This is a genomic window from Kitasatospora sp. NBC_01250 (assembly GCF_036226465.1).
GTDB lineage: Bacteria > Actinomycetota > Actinomycetes > Streptomycetales > Streptomycetaceae > Kitasatospora.
In genome coordinates this window covers 8622903-8646618 of record NZ_CP108476.1, presented here as the reverse complement: position 1 = coordinate 8646618, position 23716 = coordinate 8622903, and the positions used below count along the sequence as shown (strand labels likewise).

Genomic DNA, 23716 nt, shown 5'->3' with positions numbered 1-23716 from the left:
CTTTCGGAGGCCCTCCGTGTCGCCCGTGACCCGTCGTACCTTCCTCGGTTCCGCCGCCGCGCTCGGCGCGGCCGTGGGGCTGGACTCCCTGCCCGGCGTCGCGCCCCGCGCGGCCGCCGCGACCACGGGGACGATCAGCGATGTCAAGCACGTCGTCGTGCTGATGCAGGAGAACCGCAGCTTCGACCACTACTTCGGGTCGATGAAGGGCGTGCGCGGCTTCGGCGACCGGTCGACGATCCAGCTCGCGGGCGGCAACAGCGTCTTCAACCAGCCCAACGGCAGCGGCCGGCAGTACCCGTGGCAGCTGAGCGCCACCAACACCTGGTGGTGGGGCAGCAGCGGCGAGCTGCTGGCCCAGTGCGACGGCTCGCTCGACCACTCCTGGTCCACCCAGCACCAGGCGTGGAACAACGGGAAGATGGACTCCTGGATCGCCGCCAAGGGTTCGAACAGAACCATGGGCTACATGACCCGCTCGGACATCCCGTTCCACTACGCGCTGGCCGACGCCTACACCATCTGCGACGCGTACCACTGCTCGATCCTGTCCGCCACCGGCCCCAACCGCACCTACCTGTGGTCCGGCATGATCGACCCGAACGGCACCGCGGGCGGCGCGGCCTACGACGGCGGCAGCGAGAGCGGCCTGCACTGGCAGACCTACGCCGAGGCCCTGCAGAACGCCGGGGTGAGCTGGAAGGTCTACCAGAACGCCAGCGACAACTTCGGCGACAACGGCCTCGCCTACTTCAACCAGTTCACCAGTGCGGCCAGTTCGAGCCCGCTGAGCCAGCGCGGCATGGGCTCGGTGCCCAGCACCGGCTCGACGCCGGACGACATCGCGGCGGCGATCAAGGCCGACGCGCTCGCGGGCACGCTGCCCCAGGTCTCCTGGGTGGTGTCCAACCAGCTCTTCTCCGAGCACCCCGACGGCCCGCCGGAGAACGGGGCGCACTTCGTCAACCTCGTGCTGCAGGCGCTCGCGGCGGACCCCACCACCTTCAACTCCACCGCCCTGTTCCTCAACTACGACGAGAACGACGGCTTCTTCGACCACGTGCCGCCGCCGGTCGCCCCCGCCGGGACCGCGGACGAGTTCTACTCCGGCACCAACATCGGCCTCGGCTTCCGGGTGCCGATGATCATCGCCTCGCCGTGGACCCGCGGCGGCTACGTGGACTCCCAGGTCTACGACCACACCAGCGTCATCCGCTTCCTGGAGACCTGGACCGCCGCGCTGGGCACCCCGGCCACCTGCCCGAACATCAGCACCTGGCGCCGCCAGGTCTGCGGCGACCTCACCGGCGCCTTCGACTTCGCCAACCCGGTCTACGGGCTCCCCGCACTGCCCGACACCAGCGCCACCATCAGCCAGGCCACGGCGAACACGCAGATCAACCCGGGCCCGAGCAACAACGCCATGCCCGGCCAGGAGAGCGGCACCAAGCCCGCCCGCGCGCTCCCCTACCAGCCCAACGCCTGGGTCGACCACATCGAGTACGACGCGAACAACCAGATCCGGCTCTGGATCGACCTCGCCAACCAGGGCCCGCAGGCCACCGCCTACGCGCACTACTCGGTCTACGCCAACGCCTACCGCACGGACGGCCCCTGGCAGTACACGGTCGCCCCCTACAACGCCGCCTCCCGCACCGACGGCAGCGCCAGCGAGGCCTTCGACATCGGCGCGAACTACGGCAACGGCCAGTACGACCTCACCGTCGTGGGCCCCAACCGCTTCCTGCGCCGCTTCACCGGCAACGCCACCACCGCGGGCAAGAGCGCCGAGGCCACCACCTCCTACGCACCGGCGCCGGACACCGGGAAGCCGGCGGTCTGGTTCGCGATGACCAACTCCGGTTCCAGCAGCGCCACGTTCACCATCACCTCGAACAACTACCGCGGCGGCGTGTGGACGTACCAGGTCGCCACCGGTGCCACCGTCACGGACTTCTTCAACGCCGTGACCGTCGCCCAGGGCTGGTACGACTTCACCGTCACCGTCAGCAGCGACAGCAGCTGGTCCCGCCGGGCCGTCGGCCACCTGGAGACCGGCACGGTGAGCATCAGCGGCTGACCACCGACCGCGCACACCATGCCGGAGGCCTGCGGGCGGCACTCGCCGCCCGCAGGCCTCCGGCATGCTTGATCAGCATCTTGTTGAATGATAAATTAAATGTCGGTGGGACCGCCGCGACCGCGCAGCCCCAACCCGACAGCAGGAGGATGGAACGATGAGCAGCGACGTCAGGAACAACCCCGACCGGTCGCGGTTCGAGATCACCGAGGACGGTGCACTCGCGGGCTTCGCCGAGTACTTCCGGCACGAGAACGAGATCGCCTTCATCCACACCGAGGTCGACCCCGCCTTCGCGGGCCGCGGACTCGCCGGCCGACTGGCCCGCGCCGCACTCGACGCCGCCCGGGAGCAGGGCGCCGACGTGCTCCCCTACTGCCCCTTCATCCGCGACTGGCTGACCAAGCACCCCGACTACGTCGACCTGGTGCCCGAGGCCCAGCGCACCCGCTTCGGCCTCTGAGCACCACACGGCGGCGGGCGCGCGGCAGCGAGGGGCGCGCCGGACCGGGGTTGCCCCCTGCACATGGAAATAGTTGAACGATGAACTATGTTCTCCCGTGCGAGGCCCCCGCACGAAAGGACCCGAGGTGAACACCACCGCGAACCACCCACGGATCGACGTCCGCCGCGCCGCCGAGCGCTCCAGCACGAAGATCGACTGGCTGGACTCCAAGCACTCCTTCTCCTTCGGCGGACACTACGATCCCGCCAACACCCACCACGGGCTGCTGCTCGTCAACAACGACGACATCGTCAAGCCGGGCAGCGGCTTCGAGACCCACCCGCACCGCGACATGGAGATCGTCACCTGGGTGCTGCAGGGTTCCCTGGTCCACCAGGACTCCACCGGCCACTCCGGCGTGATCTACCCCGGGCTCGCCCAGCGGATGAGCGCCGGAACCGGCATCCTGCACTCGGAGAAGAACGACTCCTGGCGCCTGGCCGGCACCGACGCCCACACCGACCCCGTCCACTTCGTCCAGATGTGGGTCCTGCCCGACGAGGGCGGCATCACCCCGGGCTACGAGCAGCTCGAAATCGACGGCGAACTGCTCTCCGGCGGCCTGGTCCCGGTCGCCTCGGGAATGGACAGGCACGACGGCGCGTCGGCCGTCCGGATCAGGAACCGCCACGCGGCGCTGCACGCCGCCCGCCTGCTGCCCGGCCAGAGCGTCGAGCTGCCCGACGCCCCCTTCGTGCACCTGTTCGTCCCCCGCGGCAAGGTCGCGCTCGAAGGCGTCGGCCCACTGGACGCCGGCGACGCCGTGCGCTTCACCGCGATCGGCGGGCAGAGGGTCACCGCGGTCGAGCAGGCGGAGATCCTCGTGTGGGAGATGCACGCCACCATCGCCCGATGACCGTCCGCCCGGCGCCGGCCCGGCGCGACCCCGGAGGTGCCGGATGTCGCGCGGGTCGGCCCGGGCCGACGGCCCGGCCTCAGGAGGCGTGCGGCAGCCCGCACAGGGCCGTGTCCACGACGTTCTCGACGTGCGTGGTGCCGACCGGGTCGGTCGGGATGGTGGTCACCGCGACGTCGGCGGCCCGGCCGTCGTCGGTGACCCCGCCCCGGGTCTCGTAACCCGGGATGTCGCCGCCGTGGCCCCAGTAGACGCCACCGCAGGAGAGCGGCCTGCTGATGATCCCCAGCCCGTAGCCGGCGCCGGTGGTGCCGATGGGGACGGTGGTGCGCATCTGGGCGAGCTGGGCCGCCGGGAGGAGGCGGCCGCCGAGGAGGGCGGTGAAGAACCGGTCGAGGTCGGAGTTGGTGGAGATCATCTGGCCCGCCGCCCAGCCCGCGGAGGGATCCATCTGGGTGAAGTCGAGCAGCGGTCCGCCGGCCGCATCCCTGCGGTACCCCTGGGGATGGGCCTCCCGGATGGTCCGGTCGCCGGGGGCGGGGAAGTAGGTGTGGCGCAGCCCGATGCGCTGGACGACCCGCTGCTCGATCTCCTCGGGCAGCGGGCGGCCGGTGACCTTCTGGACGATCAGGCCGGCCAGCACGTAGTTGGTGCTGCTGTAGTTGAACCCCGTCCCGGGAGCGAAGTCGGCCTTGTGCTGCAGCGCGATGTCCAGCAGGTCGCGGGGGTCGTAGTAGCGGTCCTGCATCGCGGCCTCGTCAATGTAGCCCTCGTAGTCGGGGATCCCGCTGGTGTGCTGCAGCAGCTGGCGCACGGTGATGTGGCGCCCGTCGATCCCGTCGCCCCGGACCAGGCCCGGCAGGTAGGTCTCGATCGGTTCGTCGAGGCCGATCTTCCCCTCGCCGACCAGTTGCAGCACGACCACCGCGGTGAACGTCTTGGTGTTGCTGCCGATCCGCACCTGCCCGTCGACCGGCACCTTCGCACCGGTGGCCAGGTCGCCGACCCCCGCGGTGTAGGTGCGGATGCGGCCGTCGCGGCCCTGGACGCCGGCCAGCGCGGCGGGCACACCGTCGTTGTGCAGCAGTGCGTTCAGGCCCTGCTGGACGGCGTCCGGCCTGGCGGTGGCGGAGACGGCGGACGGCGCCAGGGCGGCGCTCAGGGTCATGACGCCGACCGCCACCACGGCCGGCAGCACCGCGCGCCGGCCCTGCCGCCCCCGCCCGACCGAAAGCCCCTGCCCGACCGAAAGCCCCTGTCGCATCTGCTCACGCATGAGTCAACTCCTCTGGGATCGTTGGGAGACCAGGGGAAGGCTCGGCAACCGAGCGACTCCCTGGTCACGATCGGCCAGTGTGGTCGCAGGAACCGCCGCTGACCTCCCCCGACCGAGCGAGGAGTTTCTCCCGCGTTCCCGTGATGCGCACCCGCTGTCCTGGCGGCCAGGATGGTGCGCGCCGGAGCCGTTGCCGGCCCGAGCCGGAGGGCGCGCCGGGGAGAGAGCGCGATCGCGCGGTCGAGACGGGCGGCCGAGGACGGGCGGACGAGGACGGGCAGCCGAGAGCGCGCGGCCGAGACGGGCGGACGAGGGCATGCGGCCCCGCGGTCAGCCGTTCGTGCCGCCGCTGGTCGCCACCCGGGGGACGGCGGGGGCCGAGTGGCTCTGCGTCGCGACCCGGGGCGCGGCGCCCGGCGTGCGCTCGGGCGCCGTGCTGGACTCGGTGACGGTCCGCGGGGCCGAGGCCGGCGAGCGCTCGGCCGCCGGGGCGGACTCGGTGGCCCGCCACCCGGCGCCGCCGCGCTCCCACACCGGAGCCGACGTCGACTCCGTGACGGGCCGCCGCGCAGCCGTCTGCCGCTCCACGGGCACGGCGGCCGGCTCGGTGCGGGACCGCCGGACGCCGGCCACCAGCCCCGGGGCCGGCCCGCCCGAGCCGATCCGGTCGATGCGGATCACCAGGTTGCGCTCACCGGTGTCGCCCGGCCAGTCGTGGTCCTTGCTGCGGATCAGCTGGCTGCGCCCGTGCTCGGTGTCCGTCCACTTGCCCTGGATGGCGCGCACGTTCGGCCGCCAGAGGCCCTCGTACTGGTGCTCGACGGAGAGGTCCCAGCCGTGGCTCGCGTCTCCGGCGTCGATCACCTGGCTGGCCCCGACGGTTCCCGGGATCTCGATCGTGGCACCGCGGCGGATGCTCACCACCACGCGCTGCGGCCAGGAGGCCGCGACCCCGATCACCGTGATCCGGCAGGACCCCTCGTACCAGGGCATGAATCGAACCTCCGCACTCGCACCGTGACGCGGTTCCGAGAAGGATCCGCCACCCAGTAGCACGGCCGACCGGGCCCGATCGGTTCGGTTCGTACAACCGAAGGCAGCCCCCGACCAGGACTTATCGATAGAAGGCACCCCCACCTGTTGACCTACGAATGCAAGACGATAGGATCGTCTCAGTCGATAAAGCGAAGCTGGACCTCGCCAGGTCCATGATCAAAGGAAGTGCAGCACATCATGGCCGAGTCCACCCGGGTCATCGTCGGCGTCAGCGGTTCACGGCGCGACGCGGCGGTCCTGCAGCGCGCGGCGGCGGAGGCGGCCCGGCGCGGCGCCGAGCTGGTGCCGGTGATCGCCTGGACCCCGGTCGGTGGCGAGCCCGCCTACCGTGCGCACCCCTGCCCGCCGCTGGCCGCCGCCTGGCACCAGGCCGCGCGCAACCGCCTCGACAAGGCGTTCGGCGAGGCGTTCGGCGGCTACCCGGCCGGCCTGCCGGTCTCCCCCGTCGTGATCCGCGGTGCGGCGGGCCCCGCCCTGCTGCAGATCGCCGACCGCCCCGACGACCTGCTCGTGGTCGGCGCCGGCCGTCGCGGACCGCTGCGGCCGCTCTTCGCCCGGGTCACCCGCCACTGCCTGGCCCGCGCCCGCTGCACCGTCCTCACCGTCCCGGCCGACGCCCGGCCCACCACCCACCACCCGCGCGGTGGGCGCGCCGAGCTGGCCATGGCCGCCTGAGGGACCGTCCGGTCCTACCCGGCGCGGCGGGCCATCAGGTAGCCACGCCGGGTGGGCGCCTCCTGCGGGTGGTTCGTCCGCTCGATCGTCGCCTCCACCGTGAAGCCGGCGTCCGCCAGCCGGCCCGCGACCGTCGCGATCTCCAGGTGGCGGAAGTCCACGTCGACCTCGTGCCCCCACCACTGGGCCAAGTGGCGTGTCCCGGTGCCGAGATGGAACGCGACCAGGAGCAGGCCGCCGGGCCGCAGCACGCGCCGCATCTCCTCGAACGCCCCGTGCAGCTCGGACGGTTCGAGGTGGATGACCGAGTACAGCGCCACGGCCGCCGCGAACTCGCCGTCCTCGGCGGGCAGCCGCAGCAGGTCGCCCACCCGGAACTCCGCCGCGGGGTGTTCCCGGCGGGCGATCTCCACCATCGCCGGTGACAGGTCGATCCCCACCGGCCTGGCGCCGTGCCCGGCGAGCCAGCCGGCCACGTGTCCGGGCCCGCAGCCCAGGTCGGCCACCGGCCCGCGGCCGTCGGTCTGCTCCACGAGCGAGGCGAGCAGCGCCCGGTCGAGCGGCTTGTGCGCGAGCTCGTCGCCGATCCGCTCCCAGTACTCCGCGGCCACGGTGTCGTAGCTGCGGCGCACCCTGGCGTGATCATCGTCTCCGATCATCGGCCCAGCATCACACGGCAGGAGAATTCACCTGGCTTCACGCGGCCTTCTGCTCTCCCTCCAGGGTGCGCGAGGCGGCGAGGCGGGGGCGGGCCAGCGGGTCGACCGGGGTGCCGGCGCCCTGGTCGGGGGTCTGCTGCCAGCCGCGGATCTTCGCCGCCACCTTGGTCAGGCGGGAGTCACCCGGCGGGACGTCGATCTGGAAGTGGCCCTCCTTGGGCTGCTCCTGGTCGTCCCCGCCCCAGCGGACCACGCCCTCGCAGTCGGCGAGGATGTCGCGCAGGACCAGCACCTGCGGAGCGAACAGATTGCCCGCCGAGCCGACCGGGTAGAGGTCGGGGCGGATCGCGAAGGCCGTGCCCGAGCGGTAGTTGGACTCGTACGGCGCCAGGTCGCCGGTGGCGGTGGTGTGGCCGTGCAGGTCGCCCCGGTTCAGGGTGTCGATCTCGTAGTTGAAGCGGCGGGCGACGTGCAGCAGCACGGTCTCCACCTCGCCGCCGCGCAGCGCGACCACGGCGTCGCTGCCCTCTATCCGGCTCTCGGCGACAGCGGACCCGGCGCCCAGCACCGGCCAGCCGTTCGCCGTGGTGGCGGTGGCACCCGTGGTGGCGGTGGCACCCGCGTCAGCCGCGGCGCTCGGCGCGGCCTGCGCCCGGCCCGCCGGGCCGGCCACCACGACCGCCAGGCCGGCCGTCGCACCACCGATCACGGTCAGCAGACTCCGGCGGGATATCAGCGTGTTCTCGCTCATCGAGCAAGTCCCCCTCTTCTGGCTCAGCTTCTTCGGTCTTCGACGGCGGTCTTCACCGGCCGTCTTCAGCGGTCGTCTTCGGCGGCCGTCTTCAGCGGGCGGTGCCAGCGGCGGCCGTGTCAGCGGCGGAGCCGGCCGGAGCCGTCGCACCGGCCCGGCGGTGCGCCACCTGCGCGAGCACCAGCAGCACGACCATGGCGACCAGGCAGCCGACGACCACCGGATTGACGTAGCCGGGCACCAGCTCGGTCGCGCTCCCGTCGCGCCACCGGCACTGGTGGCTCAGCGGCACCCAGCCCTGGAACTCCGGGCGGCCGGCCGGCTCCCCCGGTCCGCAGTAGGACGTCCGGCCGCGCAGGTCCAGGACGTGGCCCGACCACAGCCCGTGCAGGTAGGTGGCGACGGCGGCCAGCGGCGCGAGCACCGCACCGATCACGTAGTACCGCGCCGACCGTGCCTGACGCCTGACCACCTCAGCCCGCCGAATTCGCGCGCAGCATCCGGGCCTTGGCGTTCTCGTCGCCCACCCGCTGCAGCAGCATGTCGGCGAAGCCCTGGCAGAACTCGTCGAGCTTGCCGTCGGGCAGCATGGACGGCGTCAGGGTCGGAAAGCCGCCGGTGCTCTCGATCAGGTAGGTCCGGCCGGCGTCGATCACCGCGTCGTCGCTGCTGGTGAGCGCCTCCCGGGCGATGGCCTTGGCGCCGCCCGCCGAGCCGAAGCGCCCCTCGAAGAACCGCTTGAAGCGCGAAAGGTAGCCGCCACCGAGGTAGTTGAACCGCATCTCCTCGACGATGGTGCCGTTCTGCAGCATCCGCATGGCGATGTTGTAGGAGTCGGCGTCCTCGATCAGGTCGCGCAGCTTGAAGGTGCCGTTGCCGTCGAGCTTGGCGAGCTTCTCCCGGCAGTAGGTCAGGCCGGAGGAGTAGCTGTCGCTGTCGCGGCGCCACTCGCCGTAGAAGGTCATCCAGTCACCGGCCCAGCCGGCCACGTCGCCGCGCTTGACGGCGGTTCCGCCCGCCGCCCCGCGCAGGTACTCGCCGTTGATGGAGGCCGCCAGGTGGGAGACCTTGAGGTCGATCCCGTAGAACGGGTCGCGCAACTGGCGGATCATCTGCACGCCGGACTTGTCGACGTAGTCGACGAAGTCCCAGTCCAGGTCGCCGATCAGCAGCTGCCACTGGGTGTTCTGGTACTCCTCGTGGCGCATGAACTCCAGCACCAGCGTGTTGGGGCTGCGCTTGCCGCCGCCCGCCGCGTACGCGGTCGCCAGCGCGTAGAGCTTCTCGACGTACTCGATGAAGGCGTCGACGGGCGCGACCGGGTTGTTGACCGAGCCGACGGCCGGGTCGCTGCCGGTCTTGTAGACGTCGTTGTCGATCTCGACGGCGCCGCCGCCGGAGCCCACGGTCAGCGTCCGGATCTGGTTGAAGGACCAGTTCTCCGGCAGCGCGAAGCCCATGTTCCCGGAGAACCCGGTGGACATGCCGGAGACGAACGACCAACGCGCGTACGTGGACTTGGTCACCTGCGTGCAGACGTTGCGCGATCCGTAGACGCCGTGGACGTAGCGCTTGCCCTGGGAGGCCAGACCGGCCACCACCCCGCGGAAGTACGGAATGATGTTGTTGTCGATGTCGGTCTGGGTGGCGTCGTAGTCGACCCCGAAGTAGATCACGGTGCCGATGTCGAAGCCGTAGCCGAAGGCCGCGGCGTGCGCGTTGAGCGCGTCGTCGAAGCCCTGGGGGTAGTTGAAGTACTTGACCTCGCCGCCGTAGTACTGCGAGATCGGGAAGACCCGCAGCCCGTTGCGGAAGATGGTGTCCAACTCACCGGGCTGGATCCGCTTGTTGAGCTTGCCACCGGGCTTCTCGTCCAGGTAGCGCCCGACGAAGCGGTAGCCGGCCGCCCTCAGGGTCTGCGCGCGGGCGTCGGTGATGGTGGTGATGCAGTCGCAGCCGGCCCCGGGGCGGGTCGGATCGCCGGTGGAGACCAGCAGCTGGCACCAGGTCGCGAAGTCCGCGCTCCCGGTCTCCGGCAGCTCCGAGAACTTCTGGAAGCTCTTCACCGCGCTGGTCAGTTCGGCGCCGAAGCTGCCGGTGAACCCACCGTAGAAGCCGCCCTGGGAGAGCCGGACCCGGTTGAAGACCATGGCGGCGCTGAAGATGTTGACGAAGATACCGCTGGCACCCTCCGCGAGCGTGTGCGCCTTGAGCCCGGCCTGGGTGCCGGGCCCGAAGGCACCGGTCGCCTGGTCGTCGGTCATCCCCAACTCGTACTGGATCGCGAGGTAGAGGGCCTTCTGCACGTCGCGCGAGAAGATGCCGTCGCAGGGTATGACGAAGAAGTTCTTCCGGCTGGCGACGTAACGCCCGTTCAGCCACTGCTGGATGGAGCGGACCGGGTCCGTCCCGCCGGCCACCACCACGTAGGCGTCCATGGTCAGCAGCGCCTTCATCACCTTGGACGACACCGTGCCCCGGAGCTGGTCACCGAGGCCGGCGTTGCTCATCAGCGAGGTGACGGCGAACTGCGTCGGCAGCCCGAAGTTGCCGTTGATGCCGCCGGGTTCGTAGCCCTTGCAGTAGCAGGCGCACTGGACGATCCGGACCAGGTTCTTGTTCGACTCGTCCAGCTTGATGCCGCCGCGCTCGTCCAGCTTCCCGATCGTGGTGGGCCCGAAGCTGCTCGACAGCGAGGCGATGCCCAACTCGTACTGGAGCGCGCGGGTGAGCGCGAACATGGTCGACCAACCGGTCTTCCCGTCCTCCGGCGTCGCCACGTACCCGGCCACGCCCGCATAGGTGGCATTGACCCACTTCTGGGCCTCAAGGACCTTGGCATCCGCCATCAGTACGCCTCCCCGTGTTGCTGTTCCGCCCGGCTTCCGGCAGCGGCCCAGCGCCTGTGGGCGGCACCCCCGCCCCGAACCGCTCGAACAGTACCCCAGAGGTCATCAGCAGCAAAAACTTTGACAAAGCATTGGCAAATTGCCACCCCACCCTCGCTGCCCGACTCGTAGGCTGCACAGCCCGCACGTACAGAAAGCGTCAAGATCGACGGCAGCGGAAACCCGGTGAGCCGGACGGCCGTCACCATCATGGAGATCACTGATCCGGCATCAGGAGCTCCGGCGGCACCCGCCCGACCGGCCATCACCTGGGGGAACGTCCATGGCACAGCTGCTCGTCGAAGAGAACTTCCAGCACCTGGACGGCCAGGACGTGGAGTTGCTGATCGAGGCCCTCGCCGAGCTCGGCCTCACCGCGGAGCCCACCCAGCCCCGCACCGCGACCCGAGGCGACGACTGGGCGCTCATCCTGCACTGGCTCAGGGACGACACCGAGCCGATCACCGGCGATGCCGTGGCAGCGGCGCTGGTCACCAGCGTCGCCCGGGAGCTGTGCCAGGCGCACGCGGCCGGGCCCGGCGGCACCAGCGTGCGGGGCCGCACCCTGCCGGTCCGCATCGACATCCGCGGGCGCTCGGGGGAACTGCTCAAGTCCCTCGCCATGCCGGGCGCCCAGGCGAAGCCGACGGCCGCCCGGTGGTGGCGCGGCCAGCACCCGACGACCACCGACGGCGCGGCACGCCGCCCGGCCTCTCCACTGCCGTCCACCCCGTGACGGCCGGCTCGCTTCAGCCGGCCCCTCGCCTCAGGCCGGTTCCAGCCTCAGCGGTCCCGAACCGCCGACCAGGGGGCCGCCGGGCGGGCACACCGTCAACGCCGTCCCTTCACGGGCCGCCCCGCAGCGCTGCCCGAACGCCGCTCACCGACGTCCACGGGCAGCTTCACGCCGTCCGAGCACCATCCTGACGGGGAGCAGGGACACCCAGGTCCAGATCGCCGCCGAAGGCGAGGCAAAGGCGATCGGCACCGTCGCACCGAAGACCACGATGTTCGTCCCCAGGTCCATGACGATCTTCCGGCCCACCCGCTCGTCCGAGGGACGGGCTCGCTCCGGACCGCGCCGGATCGACAGGAGCAGCGCGAGTTGCAGCAGGTCGATGACGATGATGGTGCCCGCGTAGACGACGACGGCCAGGGACTGCGAGGCGTACTCGGACAGCATCGTGGTGGGAAAGGGAAGCAGCGCGATGACGCCCAGCCCGGCAAGCGCGAGCCGCATGGACAGCGTGCCCAGTGGCCCGGCGAGCTGGAGGATCCGGCGGTGGTCGCGCCAGACGCCGGCGAGGATGGCGAAGCTCAGCCCGTAGGCGCCGATGTTCGGCAGCAGCCCGTGCACCATCCGGCGGAAGGCGACCGCCTCCAGCCCGGGAGTCACGTGGATGTCGAGCACCAGCAGCGTCATGGCGATGGCGAAGATGCCGTCCGACAGAGTGGCCAGCCGCTCCAAGCCGCCCTCGTCCGCTTCGCCACTGTTCACGACCGACAGGATGACCGATGACTGCGGCGACGACCTTCATTAGGCCCATAGCGGGCACGCCGGGCAGTACCCGATGACACGAGGCCCGGGTGCCAGGGGCGCCGACGCGGTTCGGCCGCCTGCTCAGCGCCTCGCCGAGGAGGTGTAGTCCGCACGCAGTGCGACCAGCGCGCGAAGCAAGTCGTCGGTGCGCAGCAGGGCGCGCCCGTCCGGCGCGTGGATGTCCCACAGGACGCTCCCCAGGGGGACCGCCCTGCCCAGCGGCAGGGGGCGGGTGATGTCGGTGACGTCGCTGACCGCGACATGGTCGCCGGTGGCCACGATGGCGTAGGTGCGGCCCATGCACTTGACGCGCAGGACTGGTCCGGGGGCGCTGCGCCCGCCGTCAGCGGCCGGTGGGACGGAATTCGGGGAGGCTTCACCGGTCAGGCAGGTCAGGGAATCAGGCATGACCTGTCGCTCTAGGCAATCGTTCAGAAACACACCGTTAACTGTGACACAGTCGCACCCTCGCTCAAAACGCCCCGCGGTGCTGAGGAGCAAGGAGCAGAGCCGCACAGGGGGCGCAGCCGACCGCACACGCGCCCCGGGCGCGGACGTCGATGCGCTGCGGGCCTCCGCGCGACTGAACAGCGCGCCGATCTGGCCGCGGCGACGTCGTCACTGCAGCACCGGCCGGTGGTGGGCCGGAGCACGGCTCGGCGAGCACACTGGAAGGGCTGTTCCCCCTGGAGCCGGCGACAGTCCTGGATGGTGGGCCATGCCTGAGGTCACTGATGCGGCGCGGACCGTGCTGATGACCGTGGACGACGATCCCGCGGTGTCCCGTGCGGTTGCCCGGGACCTGCGCCGTCGCTACGGGAGCGACCACCGGGTGGTCCGCGCGGAGTCCGGTGCGTCGGCCCTGGAGGCGCTGCGCGAGCTGAAGCTGCGGGGCACGCCGGTGGCGGTGATCCTGGCGGACTACCGGATGCCCCGGATGAACGGCATCGAGTTCCTCGAAGAGGCGCTCGATCTCTATCCGGGGGCCAGACGGGTGCTGCTGACCGCCTACGCCGACACCGATGCCGCGATCGACGCGATCAACGTCGTCGACCTCGACCACTACCTGCTCAAGCCGTGGGAGCCGCCCGAGGAGAAGCTGTACCCGGTGGTGGACGACCTGCTGGAGTCGTGGCGGGCCACCGACGGCGTGGCCGTGGACACCACGAAGGTCGTCGGGCACCGCTGGTCGGCCCGGTCCTCGCAGATCCGCGAGTTCCTGGCCCGCAACCAGGTGCCGTACCGGTGGTACTCCAGCGAGGAGCCGGAGGGCATCCGCCTGCTGGCCGCCGCAGGGCTGGACCCGCGGCGGCTGCCGCTCGTGGTGCCACCGGACGGCGCGGTGCTCGTCGAGCCCGAGGAACGCGACCTGGCCGCCCACGTCGGGCTGTCGACCACCCCGGCGGCGGACTTCTACGACCTCGTCATCGTCGGCGGCGGCCCCGCCGGGCTCGGCTCGGCCGTCTACGGGGCCTCGGAGGGCCTGCGCACCGTCCTGGTGGAACGGGAGGCGACCGGGGGCCAGGCGGGCCAGAGCTCGCGCATCGAGAACTACCTGGGCTTCCCCGACGGGGTCTCCGGCGCGCAGCTCACCGGCCGGGCGCGCCGCCAGGCCACGAAGTTCGGCGCGGAGCTGCTCACGGCGTGCAAGGTCACCGGGCTGGAGGTGAACGGGGCGGCCCGCACGCTGCGCTTCGCCGACGGCTCCGCCGTCTCGGCCCAGGCCGTGATCCTGGCGACGGGCGTGTCGTACCGGCAGTTGGACGTGCCGGGAGTCGCCGAGCTGACCGGGCGCGGGGTCTACTACGGCTCGGCGCTGACCGAGGCGGCCGCCTGCCAGGGGCAGGAGGTGTTCATCGTGGGCGGGGCGAACTCCGCCGGCCAGGCCGCGATGTTCCTCGCCCGCCACGCCCGGAAGGTCACCCTGCTGGTGCGGGCGCCGGAGCTGGCCGCCTCGATGTCCTTCTACCTGCTCCAGCGGGTCGAGAACGCCCCCAACATCTGCGTGCGCACGGACACGGTCGTCGAGGCGGCCCACGGCGGGGAGCACCTGGAAGGGCTGACCCTGCGCAACCGGGTGACCGGGCGCTCCGAGGCCGTCGACGCCCAGTGGATGTACGTCTTCATCGGCGCGGAGCCGCTGACCGACTGGCTGGACGGCACGCTGCTCAGGGACCCGCACGGCTTCGTGCTGACCGGCCCCGATCTGCGCGCCGACGGGCGCCCGCCGGCCGGCTGGGTGCTCGACCGGCCCCCTTATCACCTGGAGACCAGCGTGCCGGGGGTGTTCGCGGCCGGAGACGTGCGCGCGGAGTCCGCCAAACGGGTCGCCTCCGCGGTCGGCGAGGGCGCCATGGCAGTCATGCTCGCGCACCGGTACCTGGAGCAGTCATGACCGGTGCCCGCCCGCCGGGCTGCGACGAGCAGGAGCTCCGGTCGCTCTTCCTGTTCGAGAAGCTGACGTCCGAGCAACTCGCCCAGCTGTGCCGGGACGGCCATGTGGAGTGCTTCGGCCCGGGCCCCGTGTACCGGGAGGGCGATCCGGCCGAGAACTTCTACGTGCTGTTCCACGGCACCGTGGTGCTCTCGCGCCAGGTCGGCGGCCAGGACGTGGACGTCAGCCGCACCTCCGCGCCCGGGGTGTACGCCGGGGCCTTCCAGGCGTACCTGGGCGACCAGGTGCCCCAGGTGTACAACAACTCGCTGCGGGTCACCGAGCAGTCCCGGTTCTTCGTGCTGCCCGCGGAGGCCTTCGCGCAGATCATGCACGACTGGTTCCCGATGGCCGTCCACCTGCTCGAGGGCCTGTTCTTCGGATTCAAGACCACCCAGGAGGCGGTTGGGCAGCGGGAACGGCTGCTGGCCCTCGGGACGGTGACGGCCGGACTCACCCACGAGCTCAACAACCCCGCGGCCGCCGCCGTGCGCGCCACCTCCGCGCTGCGCGAGCGCATCGCCAGCGCACGCCGGGAGTTCGCCGCCCTCACCGCCGAGCCGGGCCGGGGCGCGGACCTGGCGCAGCTGAGCGGCCTTCAGGAGCTGACCGTCGGCCGGATGCGGCAGGCCCCGCAGCTCAGCCCGCTCCAGGCCACCGACCGGGAGGACGAGGTCGGGGACTGGCTGGAGGAGTACGAGGTCGCCGACGGCTGGGAGCTCGCACCGGTCCTCGTCCAGGCCGGTCTGGGCACCGACTGGCTGGACCCGATCGCGGCTGCGCTGCCCGCCGAGGTGCTCGGCAGCGCACTGAACTGGCTGACCTGCACGGTCGAGGCCGAACTGCTGCTCAACGAGATCGAGGACGCGACCCACCGCGTCTCCGCACTGGTCGGTGCGGCCAAGCAGTACACCCAGCTGGACCGGGCCCCGTACCAGAGCACGGATGTCCACGAGCTGCTGGACAGCACGCTGTTGCTGCTCGCGGCGAAGATCGGCCCGGACATCACGGTCGTGCGCGAGTACGACCGCACGCTGCCCCGTGTCCCCGGCTACCCCGCCGAGCTCAACCAGGTCTGGACGAACCTCATCGACAACGCCGCCTGGGCCATGCACCACGCCGGAGCCGGCGGCGGCACCCTCACCGTCCGGACCGCACGGGACGGGGAGCAGGTGCTGGTCGAGTTCCGCGACACCGGCCCCGGCGTGCCCGCCGATGTGCAGAGCCGGGTCTTCGACCCGTTCTTCACCACCAAACCCGTCGGCGAGGGCACCGGCCTGGGCCTGGACGTCTCCTGGCGCATCGTCGTCAACCGGCACGGCGGCGACCTGCGCCTCGACTCCGCGCCGGGCGACACCCGCTTCCAGGTCCGCCTCCCGATCCACCCCGCGACGGCCGACGCCCCGCCGGAGCGTGCATGACTCGATCGGGTCGCTCTCCAGGACGGGGCCGATCTCGTCGGGCATGACCACACGTGCCGCCGGGCGGAGCCGGCTACTCGGAGCGGACACCGCGGATCACCACCAGCTCTTCGTGTCGGACGCCGGGAGCGACGAGCCCGCGCTCCTCGAACCAGTCGGCGCGCGCCGACACGAGGGGGCCGAACGGGATCCGCCGCCGGACGGCCACCTCGGTGCGGAGCCCGGCCTGCCGCACGGCCTGACAGCTCTCCTCGATTCCGCACCGGGAGGAGTGCACCAGCAACAGGACGCCGCCCGGCGCCAGTTGGGCACGCACGCACGCGCCCGCCCTCCTTTCCCACCGCTGCCGGCCCGGTGCCATGGGGTGTCCTTCAGGAGCGGAGTTCACCGTTGGTCTGCTGCGGCCGACAAGAGATTGCCGGTCACCTGGAGTTGTCAGCCGGTCCTCGTACCGGCGGGGGCGTGGGCCCATTCGGTGATGGGGTAGCGCGGTGCCTGCGGGCCTTCGATGGTGATCCACTGGAGTTCGGTGAATTCCTCCAGTCCGGCCCGTCCGCCGGACTTGCCGTAGCCGCTGTTCTTCACCCCGCCGAAGGGGATCTGCGGTTCGTCGTCGAGGGTGGTTCCGTTGATGTGGCACATGCCTGTGTTGATGCGCTTGGCCAGGTCGAGGGCGAGGGGGATGTCGCGGGTGAAGACGGCCGAAGTGAGGCCGTAGTCATTGTCGTTGGCTACGCGCAGGGCCTCTTCGGGGCCGTCGACGGTGACGAGGGTGACCAAGGGGCCGAAGGACTCCTCGCGGTAGACGCGCATGCCCGGCGCGACGTCGGCCAGCACGGTCGGGGCGAAGCACGGGCCCTCGCCCTCTCCTCCGGCCAGCAGGCGTGCGCCTGCTGCGACGGCGTCCAGGACCAGGTCGGTCAGGCGGGAGACGGTGTGCCGGCCGACGACCGGGCCGAGCACGGTCTGCGGGTCACGGGATCGCCGCAGGTGACGGTGCGGGCCAGGGCGGCAAGACGCCGGGTGAACTCGTCCGCGATGGCGCGGTCGACGATGACGCGTTCGGTGGACAGGCAGCCCTGGCCCGAGTTGGCGAACGCGCCGAAGCCCACTGCGCTGACCGCGTGGTCGAGGTCGGCGTCGGCGAGGACGATGACCGGCGCCTTGCCGCCGAGTTCGAGGATCGCCGGCTTCAGGTGCGAGGCGGCCTTCTCACCGATGATGCGGCCGACTCGGGTGGACCCGGTGAAGTGGACGCGCCGTACGGCCGGGTGGGCGATGAGCGCGTCGACGACGTCGGGGGCGTCCTCGGGGGCGTTGGTGACCAGGTTGAGCACACCGTCAGGCAGTCCGGCCTCGGTGAAGCACTCGGCAACCAGGCCGTGGGTGCGCGGTGTCTGCTCCGACGCCTTCATCACGACGGTGTTGCCCAGGGTCAGTGCCGCCGGGATCGAGGCGCCCACCAGCAGCGCCGGGGCGTTCCAGGGAATGATGCTCGCGACCACGCCGACCGGTTTGCGGATCGCGATCGAGGTGCGCCCCGCGGTCTCGGAGGGGATGACCTGGCCGGTCAGCCCTTCGTGGGCGGCGCTCGCCGCGTATCGGACCTTCTCGGCGAGGACCTTGACGTTGTAGGCGCCCCAGGCGGCGGGGCCGCCCATCTCGGCGGTGATCGCCCCGGTCAGTTCCTGGGCCCGCGCTTCCAGCTTCTCGGCTGCTGCCCACAGGATGTGGCGCCGCTCGCTCGGTGCCAGCGCCGCCCAGGCGCCGAAGGCCTGCTCGGCTGCGTCGGCGGCGCGCACGACGTCCGCGGCACGGGCGGCGGCGGCGCGGGAGGCCACATTGCCGGTGAACGGGTCGTGCGCCGCGTAGGTCCGGCCGTCCGCTGCCTGCTGCCAGGTGCCGCCGATCAGCAGCCACTGGACGGGGGTCTCGGTGGTGGGGTTCATGTGTTCTCCCGTCCCGCTCGCCCCGCCCGCGGGGGGGCGGGGCGAGCGGTGGTGGTGTGCCGATGGCGAGGTCACCGCCGGGCGGCCAGGCCGTCGCGGTGGATGCGGGTCTGCTCGGCGACGCGGCGGCCGAGGTGGCGGGCGGTGCTCAGGTCGGCGTCGTGCACGGCGGCGGTGTCGTTGAAGCTCTGCGCGCCGGCGCCGAGGTAGAAGCCGAGCCGGTTGTCGTCCTCGGGGCTGGAGGTCGTGGTGTTCCAGCCCGGCAGCAGGCCCAGGCTCACCCAGAGCATCCCGTGCTGGGCGGCCAGCAGCGAGAGGTACTGCAGAGTGTGCATCTTGTCGCCGCTCATGGAGCCGGAGTTGGTGAATCCGGCGGCGAGCTTGTCGCTCCAGGTGCGGGTCATCCATCGCTTGCTGGTGGCTTCGGCGAAGGCGTGGAAGGCTCCGGAGGCGGTTCCCATGTAGGTGGGTGAGCCGAAGATGATGGCGTCGGCGCCGTCCAGCACCTCCCAGTCGGCGTCGCCGAGGGAGGCGACGTCCACGCGGTGGACCTGCGTCCCGGAAACGGAGTGCGCGCCGTCGGCTACGGCCGCGGCGATCTGCGCCGTGTGGCCGTAGCCGGAGCACGAGGCGATGGTGACCGAGATGTCGGACATGACTGTTTCCTCTCATGGCGCCGGCGAGCGCCGGCGCGGCGTCTTCGAATCCCGACCAGGTCACGCCGACAGTCCGCTCGGGGCGGCGAAGGGTGGGGGGAGGGGCTCGTTCGGCACGCGTGCGGGATGGGGCACACGTGCCGGAACGGGAGGCCCCGTGGGCCCCCGTGTCGGCGTGGACCGGTACAGGTGCGGCAGTTGATCGACGATCACCTTGATCAGTGATCCGGCATTTAGCGTAACACCGTTAGCGCAGCGATACGCAAGAAGGCGTATCGTTGTTCCATGGATGAGGAGAAGCGCGCCGCCAGGTACCGGGTTCTGCAGGTCGCGGCCGAGTTGCTGGAGCAAGGGGGCAGCGAGGCGGTTTCCACGCGGGCGCTCGCCACTGCCGCAGGGATCACGGCGCCGGCCCTGTACCGGATGTTCGGGGACAAGGACGGTCTGCTCGTCGAGCTGGCCGCCCACGGATTCGAGATGTACCTGGCCGAGAAACACGAGGCGCTCTCCCGGTCCGAGGACCCGGTGGCCGATCTCCACCGGGGCTGGGACCTGCACGTCGACTTCGGTCTGCGGCACCCCGCCTTCTACCTGCTCATGTACGGAACGGCCAGCCCCGGCCACAAGCCCCCGGCCGCCGACGAGGCCCACGCCCTACTGGTCAGCCTGCTGGACCGGGCCGCCGCCGACGGGCGCCTCCGGGTGCCGGTGGAGGAGGCAACGCAGGTGGTCCACGCCGCGACAACCGGCGCCACCCTGGCGCTGATCGGCGAGCAGGCGCCACAGCGGAACCTGTCGGCCTCGACACGATTGCGGAACATCGTCATCGGGTCCATCACCACCGACCCGCCCGTCGCGACCGGCACGGACCTGGCATCCCGAGCGCTTGCGCTCGATGCCGCACTCACGCTCGAAGACGGCGCCGCGCCCCCCTTGCGTGCTACCGAGACGGCGCTGCTGCGCGACTGGCTGCGCCGCCTCGCCGAGTAGACGACCGTGCCAGGCAGCCGGCCCGGCCGCCCCGGACCGCCCTGCGCCGGTCCGAGTACCTCATGCGAGCCGACTGTCCAGCGGGCGGTCAGTGGTGCGAGTCGGCCGCAGGCCTTCCGAACGGGCGCCCGCAGCCGAGCTCGGCACGCGGGACTCCGGGCGCGGTGGATCGGGTTTCGGCCGGAGCGTGTCCGATTCGCTGTTGTCTGCCGCACCGAGACATCCCCGCGCTGCTGGAAGCCGGTGCCGGCCGGCTCGACCTGATGGCCTTCGACCTCTTCGCCTCGCCCTCGTCACCGAACCTGGGCCACCAGGCCAGCCTGTACGGCAACCCGGACATGAAGCCCTTCTACCTCACCGGCGTGAACCAGTAGGAGCCCCGGCCCTGCCATTGCCGTGACCCCGGCCCCAAGCTCCGCTCGCGGGCCGGGGGTTCGGCTCCCACCGACCAGGCACGACCGCGGGCGGGCAGCGCCCGGGAGGCCCCAACTCTCGTGCGCCCCATGGGACACGGCGCGATGCTCCGCACACGGGTGAAGGTCACGTGTGCGGAGCAAGTAATCGGTCTGAGCAGGAATGAGGCCAGGAGGCTGATGAGCTGATGACGTTGACTGTCGAAGAGTTGCGGCAGCGGATCAAGGAGAGTGCGGGCAGTACGTTCCAGGACGGGTGCGGAGATCGGCGCCGTGGACTCGTTTCGGGGCCGGACGGATTACAGGAGGCTGACGTCGCACCGCAGCGCACCGGTGACCGGGGCGGGCGGCGATAGCGTCGCCGTATGGAGATTCTGGTCACCGGCGGTGCCGGGTTCATCGGTTCGGCCGTGGTGCGCGAGTTGGTCGCGGCCGGGCACGGGGTGCGGGTGCTGGATGCGCTGCTGCCTGCGGTGCACCCGTCGGGGCGGTTGCCGGACCTGCCCGAGGGGTGCTCGGCGGTGCGGGGGGACGTGCGCGATGCCGAAGTGGTGGCAGGGGCGCTGGCGGGGGTGGACGCGGTCTGCCACCAGGCCGCGATGGTCGGTCTGGGGCTGGACCTCGACGACGCGCCCGCATACGTCGGCTGCAACGAGCTGGGGACGGCCGTCCTGCTCGCCGGGATGGCCCGGGCGGGTGTGCGGCGGCTGGTGCTGGCCGGTTCGATGGTGGTGTACGGCGAAGGCCGGTACCACTGCCCGGAGCACGGCGACGTCGCCCCCGGACCGCGCCGCCCCGCCGACCTGGCCGCGGGGCGGTTCGAGCCGCCGTGCCCGCGCTGCGGCACCGCGCTGCGGCCCGGGCTGGTGGACGAGGAGGCACCGGGCGATCCCCGGAACGTGTACGCCGTGACGAAGCTGGCCCAGGAACACCTGGCAGCCGCCTGGGCCCGGGCGTGCCAGGGAACAGTCCTGACGCTCCGCTACCACAACGTCTACGGGCCGGGGATGCCACGCGACACCCCGTACGCCGGGGTCGCCTCGCTGTTCCGCTCGGCGCTGGCCCGGGGCGAAGCCCCCCGGGTGTTCGAAGACGGTTGCCAGCGGCGTGACTTCGTCCATGTGACGGACGTGGCCGCGGCCAACCTGGCGGCGCTGGTGGAGGTGGGCGGGCGGGCGCCGGGCAGCATCAGGGCGTACAACGTCGGCAGCGGCAGCGTCCACACGGTGGGCGAGATGGCCGAGGCCCTGGCTGCCGCCCATGGCGGCCCGGCTCCGGTGGTCACGGGCGAGTACCGGCTGGGCGACGTCCGGCACATCACCGCCGACTCGGGTCGGCTGCGTGCCGAACTCGGCTGGCGGCCACGGGTGTCGTTCGAGGAGGGCATGGCCGAGTTCGCCGGCGCACCGCTGCGGTGCTGAGCCGGCGAGCAGCCGAACGGGGTGGGGCGCTGAACGGGTGGCGGCCGAACGGCGCATCCCGGGCCGGTGGCCACCGCGACGTCCCACTTCCGTAAGGCGTCGCTGCGGCCACGGGGACCCCTGCCGCCCTTAGCGTGGTCGACGTGATCTCTCCCCCCTCACTCTCCGTCGATGTCGTGCTGCCGTGCCTTGACGAGGCCACGGCCCTGCCCTGGGTCCTGGGGCGGATCCCGCCCGGCTGGCGGGCGATCGTCGTGGACAACGGCTCCCGGGACGGCTCGGCCGACCTGGCCCGCTCGCTGGGCGCGACCGTCGTCGAGGAGCCCCGGCGCGGCTTCGGCGCCGCCTGCCACGCGGGTCTGCTCGCGGCGAGGGCCGAACTGGTCTGCTTCCTCGACTGTGACGGCTCGCTGGATCCCGCCCAGCTCCCGCGCGTCACCGATCCTGTGGCCGCCGGTACGGCCGACCTGGTGCTCGCCCGCCGACGGCCCGTCAGCGCCCGGGCCTGGCCAGTGCACGCGCGGCTGGCCAACGCCGTGCTGGCCCGCCGACTGCGGGCCAGGACCGGGGCGCCGCTGCACGACCTCGGCCCGATGCGCGCGGCGCGCCGCGAGCGCCTGCTGGCACTCGGGCTGGGCGACCGGCGCTCGGGATATCCGCTGGAGATGGTGCTCGCCGCCGCTGCGGCCGGGATGCGGATCGCCGAGACGTCCGTCGACTACCTGCCGCGCTCGGGACGTTCCAAGGTCACCGGCACCCTGCGTGGCACCCGGCAGGCGGTGCGCGACATGCGCGCCGTGCTCGCCGCTCCCCCGCCCACCCTGCTGGTGATCGCCAAGGCGCCGGTGCCCGGGCGGGTGAAGACCCGGCTGACCCCGCCCTGCACACCCGAGCAGGCCGCCGCCCTGGCCGAGGCCGCCCTCGTGGACACCCTGCACACACTCGCCACCGTCCCCGCCGGGCAGCGGCTGCTGGTCCTGGACGGCGAGCCGGGGAACTGGCTGCCGCCCGGGTGGCGGGTGGTCCCGCAGACCACCGGCGGACTGGACCGGAGACTCGCGGCTGCCTTCGCGCACGCCGCCCGCTCGGCCCCCACCGCACCCGCGCTGCTGGTCGGCATGGACACCCCGCAACTGACCGCGCCGATGCTGGCCGAGCCCCTCTCCCCGGCCGCCCGGGCCGGGGCCGACGCCTGGTACGGCCCCGCGACGGACGGCGGCTTCTGGGCCCTCGGACTGGCCCGGCCCACCGCGGAGTTGGCCCGGCACCTGCTGGTGGACCTGCCGATGTCCACCGCAGGCACCGGTCCCGCCCTGCTCGGCCGGCTCGCCGACGCCGGTCTGGCGGTCGTCCGGCTGCCCGAGCTCACCGACGTCGACACCCCGCCCGACGCGCACCAGGTCGCGGCGGCCGCACCGGACAGCCGCTTCGCCGACTGCCTGCGCTCACTCGCTCTCGCGCCGGAGGCGGCGGGGTGACGGCCACCGCTGCGTGGGTCGACGACCCGTTCGTCGAGGCCGTTGTCACCGGGCGGGGCCCGCTGTGGCTGCGCCGCGCCGACGGCGGCCGGATCCACCTCGACATCGAGCGCTGGTGCGGGCCGGCCGCGGGCGCGGACCACAGCCTGCTGCGGCGCTGCGCCCGCCTGGCCGCACCGGTCCTGGACCTGGGCTGCGGCCCCGGGCGCCTGGTGGCCGCACTGCTCGCGCTCGGCGTACCGGCCCTCGGCGTCGACCTCACCGGTGCCGCGGTGGAGCGCACCCGGGGGCTCGGTGCCGCGGCGATCTGCCGTTCGGTCTTCGACCGGCTGCCCGCCGAGGGCCGTTGGGGCGCCGCGCTGCTGGCCGACGGGAACCTGGGGATCGGCGGCGACCCGGACGCGCTGCTGCGGCGCGGCGCCGAGCTGATCGCCCCGGGCGGGCTGCTGCTGGTCGAGGTGGAGCCCCGGGAGATCGACGAGCGCGTCGAGGTCCGGGTCGAGGGGCCGGACGGGCGGGTCGGTCCGCCGTTCGCCTGGGCGCGGCTGGGTGCGGACGCCGCGGCCCGGCGTGCCCGGCCGGCCGGACTCGCCGAGGCCGAGCGGTGGACCTCGCACGGCCGGTGTTTCGTCGCCCTGCGGAAGAGGACGCCGGCCCGGCCGAGGTGA

21 protein-coding genes and 2 pseudogenes are annotated in these 23716 nt (G+C 72.2%); 12 read left to right on the top strand and 11 right to left on the bottom strand.

Going from position 1 to position 23716, the window contains the following annotated elements; translation table 11 throughout:
- Positions 1–16: 16 nt before the first annotated feature.
- The 3 genes from OG500_RS36510 to OG500_RS36500 all read left to right on the top strand — a co-directional run bounded on the left by OG500_RS36510 (position 17) and on the right by OG500_RS36500 (position 3441).
- Positions 17–2080: a phosphocholine-specific phospholipase C gene (locus OG500_RS36510; RefSeq protein ID WP_329586798.1), complete on the top strand. Its 2064-nt coding sequence runs from the start codon at positions 17–19 to the stop codon at positions 2078–2080.
- Positions 2081–2237: 157 nt separating this feature from the next.
- Positions 2238–2543, top strand: coding sequence for a GNAT family N-acetyltransferase (locus tag OG500_RS36505; RefSeq protein WP_329586794.1), 306 nt, complete (start codon positions 2238–2240; stop codon positions 2541–2543).
- Positions 2544–2670: 127 nt separating this feature from the next.
- Positions 2671–3441 carry a pirin family protein gene (locus OG500_RS36500; protein WP_327071177.1) on the top strand — a complete coding sequence of 257 codons (771 nt, stop codon included), beginning with the start codon at positions 2671–2673 and terminating at the stop codon, positions 3439–3441.
- Positions 3442–3520: 79 nt separating this feature from the next.
- On the opposite strand, the gene OG500_RS36495 is transcribed toward OG500_RS36500, so the two are convergent.
- The gene (locus tag OG500_RS36495) at positions 3521–4717 is read right to left on the bottom strand and encodes a serine hydrolase domain-containing protein (protein ID WP_442907112.1); all 1197 of its coding nucleotides are present in this window, start codon (positions 4715–4717) and stop codon (positions 3521–3523) included.
- A 330-nt stretch (positions 4718–5047) separates the two neighbouring features.
- Entirely contained in the window at positions 5048–5710 is a 663-nt protein-coding gene (locus tag OG500_RS36490; RefSeq protein ID WP_327071175.1) for a hypothetical protein, read from the bottom strand.
- Between the two features lie 240 nt (positions 5711–5950).
- Here OG500_RS36490 and OG500_RS36485 point away from each other — a divergent pair, with 240 nt between their 5' ends.
- A complete protein-coding gene (locus OG500_RS36485; RefSeq protein ID WP_327071174.1) occupies positions 5951–6448 on the top strand; it encodes a universal stress protein in 498 nt (165 codons plus the stop codon).
- A 14-nt stretch (positions 6449–6462) separates the two neighbouring features.
- Here the strand turns inward: OG500_RS36485 and OG500_RS36480 are convergent, their stop codons facing one another.
- The 4 genes from OG500_RS36480 to OG500_RS36465 form a co-directional block, all read right to left on the bottom strand.
- Positions 6463–7107, bottom strand: coding sequence for a class I SAM-dependent methyltransferase (locus tag OG500_RS36480; RefSeq protein WP_329586789.1), 645 nt, complete (start codon positions 7105–7107; stop codon positions 6463–6465).
- Positions 7108–7144: 37 nt separating this feature from the next.
- Positions 7145–7858: a hypothetical protein gene (locus tag OG500_RS36475; protein ID WP_327071172.1), complete on the bottom strand. Its 714-nt coding sequence runs from the start codon at positions 7856–7858 to the stop codon at positions 7145–7147.
- 91 nt (positions 7859–7949) lie between these two features.
- Positions 7950–8330, bottom strand: a complete 381-nt coding sequence (locus OG500_RS36470) for a hypothetical protein (protein ID WP_327071171.1) — start codon at positions 8328–8330, stop codon at positions 7950–7952.
- Position 8331: 1 nt separating this feature from the next.
- Entirely contained in the window at positions 8332–10707 is a 2376-nt protein-coding gene (locus OG500_RS36465; RefSeq protein WP_327071170.1) for a glycoside hydrolase domain-containing protein, read from the bottom strand.
- 322 nt (positions 10708–11029) lie between these two features.
- On the opposite strand from OG500_RS36465, the gene OG500_RS36460 reads away from it, so the two are divergent.
- Positions 11030–11482, top strand: a complete 453-nt coding sequence (locus tag OG500_RS36460) for a hypothetical protein (protein ID WP_327071169.1) — start codon at positions 11030–11032, stop codon at positions 11480–11482.
- A 144-nt stretch (positions 11483–11626) separates the two neighbouring features.
- On the opposite strand, the gene OG500_RS36455 is transcribed toward OG500_RS36460, so the two are convergent.
- Both OG500_RS36455 and OG500_RS36450 read right to left on the bottom strand, forming a co-directional pair.
- Positions 11627–12244 (bottom strand): TMEM175 family protein, encoded by a 618-nt coding sequence (locus OG500_RS36455; protein WP_327071168.1) that lies wholly within the window; start codon positions 12242–12244, stop codon positions 11627–11629.
- 123 nt (positions 12245–12367) lie between these two features.
- Positions 12368–12586 (bottom strand): hypothetical protein, encoded by a 219-nt coding sequence (locus tag OG500_RS36450; RefSeq protein ID WP_327071167.1) that lies wholly within the window; start codon positions 12584–12586, stop codon positions 12368–12370.
- A gap of 418 nt (positions 12587–13004) precedes the next feature.
- On the opposite strand from OG500_RS36450, the gene OG500_RS36445 reads away from it, so the two are divergent.
- Both OG500_RS36445 and OG500_RS36440 read left to right on the top strand, forming a co-directional pair.
- Positions 13005–14681 (top strand): FAD-dependent oxidoreductase, encoded by a 1677-nt coding sequence (locus OG500_RS36445; RefSeq protein WP_329586784.1) that lies wholly within the window; start codon positions 13005–13007, stop codon positions 14679–14681.
- On the top strand, positions 14678–16141 hold the full coding sequence (locus OG500_RS36440; RefSeq protein ID WP_329586780.1) for an ATP-binding protein: 1464 nt from the start codon (positions 14678–14680) through the stop codon (positions 16139–16141). The genes OG500_RS36445 and OG500_RS36440 overlap by 4 nt, the downstream gene beginning before the upstream one ends.
- 73 nt (positions 16142–16214) lie before the next feature.
- Here OG500_RS36440 and OG500_RS36435 read toward each other — a convergent pair whose 3' ends face one another.
- From OG500_RS36435 to OG500_RS36425, 3 genes and pseudogenes are all read right to left on the bottom strand, one after another.
- On the bottom strand, positions 16215–16457 hold the full coding sequence (locus tag OG500_RS36435; RefSeq protein WP_329586777.1) for a hypothetical protein: 243 nt from the start codon (positions 16455–16457) through the stop codon (positions 16215–16217).
- 119 nt (positions 16458–16576) lie between these two features.
- Positions 16577–18090 (bottom strand): annotated as a pseudogene (locus OG500_RS36430) (aldehyde dehydrogenase).
- A gap of 71 nt (positions 18091–18161) precedes the next feature.
- On the bottom strand, positions 18162–18746 hold the full coding sequence (locus OG500_RS36425; protein ID WP_329586774.1) for a flavodoxin family protein: 585 nt from the start codon (positions 18744–18746) through the stop codon (positions 18162–18164).
- A 285-nt stretch (positions 18747–19031) separates the two neighbouring features.
- Here OG500_RS36425 and OG500_RS36420 point away from each other — a divergent pair, with 285 nt between their 5' ends.
- The 5 genes and pseudogenes from OG500_RS36420 to OG500_RS36400 all read left to right on the top strand — a co-directional run bounded on the left by OG500_RS36420 (position 19032) and on the right by OG500_RS36400 (position 23716).
- Positions 19032–19736 (top strand): TetR/AcrR family transcriptional regulator, encoded by a 705-nt coding sequence (locus OG500_RS36420; protein ID WP_329586771.1) that lies wholly within the window; start codon positions 19032–19034, stop codon positions 19734–19736.
- 778 nt (positions 19737–20514) lie between these two features.
- Positions 20515–21570: an NAD-dependent epimerase/dehydratase family protein gene (locus tag OG500_RS36415; RefSeq protein WP_327071154.1), complete on the top strand. Its 1056-nt coding sequence runs from the start codon at positions 20515–20517 to the stop codon at positions 21568–21570.
- Positions 21571–21704: 134 nt separating this feature from the next.
- Positions 21705–22418 (top strand): annotated as a pseudogene (locus tag OG500_RS36410) (glycosyltransferase family 2 protein); the annotation flags it as partial.
- Positions 22398–23048, top strand: coding sequence for a TIGR04282 family arsenosugar biosynthesis glycosyltransferase (locus OG500_RS36405; protein WP_442789389.1), 651 nt, complete (start codon positions 22398–22400; stop codon positions 23046–23048). The pseudogene OG500_RS36410 and the gene OG500_RS36405, both read left to right, overlap by 21 nt.
- Complete coding sequence (locus OG500_RS36400; RefSeq protein ID WP_327071153.1) at positions 23045–23716, top strand: class I SAM-dependent methyltransferase; 672 nt, start codon at positions 23045–23047, stop codon at positions 23714–23716. Before OG500_RS36405 ends, OG500_RS36400 begins: the two co-directional genes overlap by 4 nt.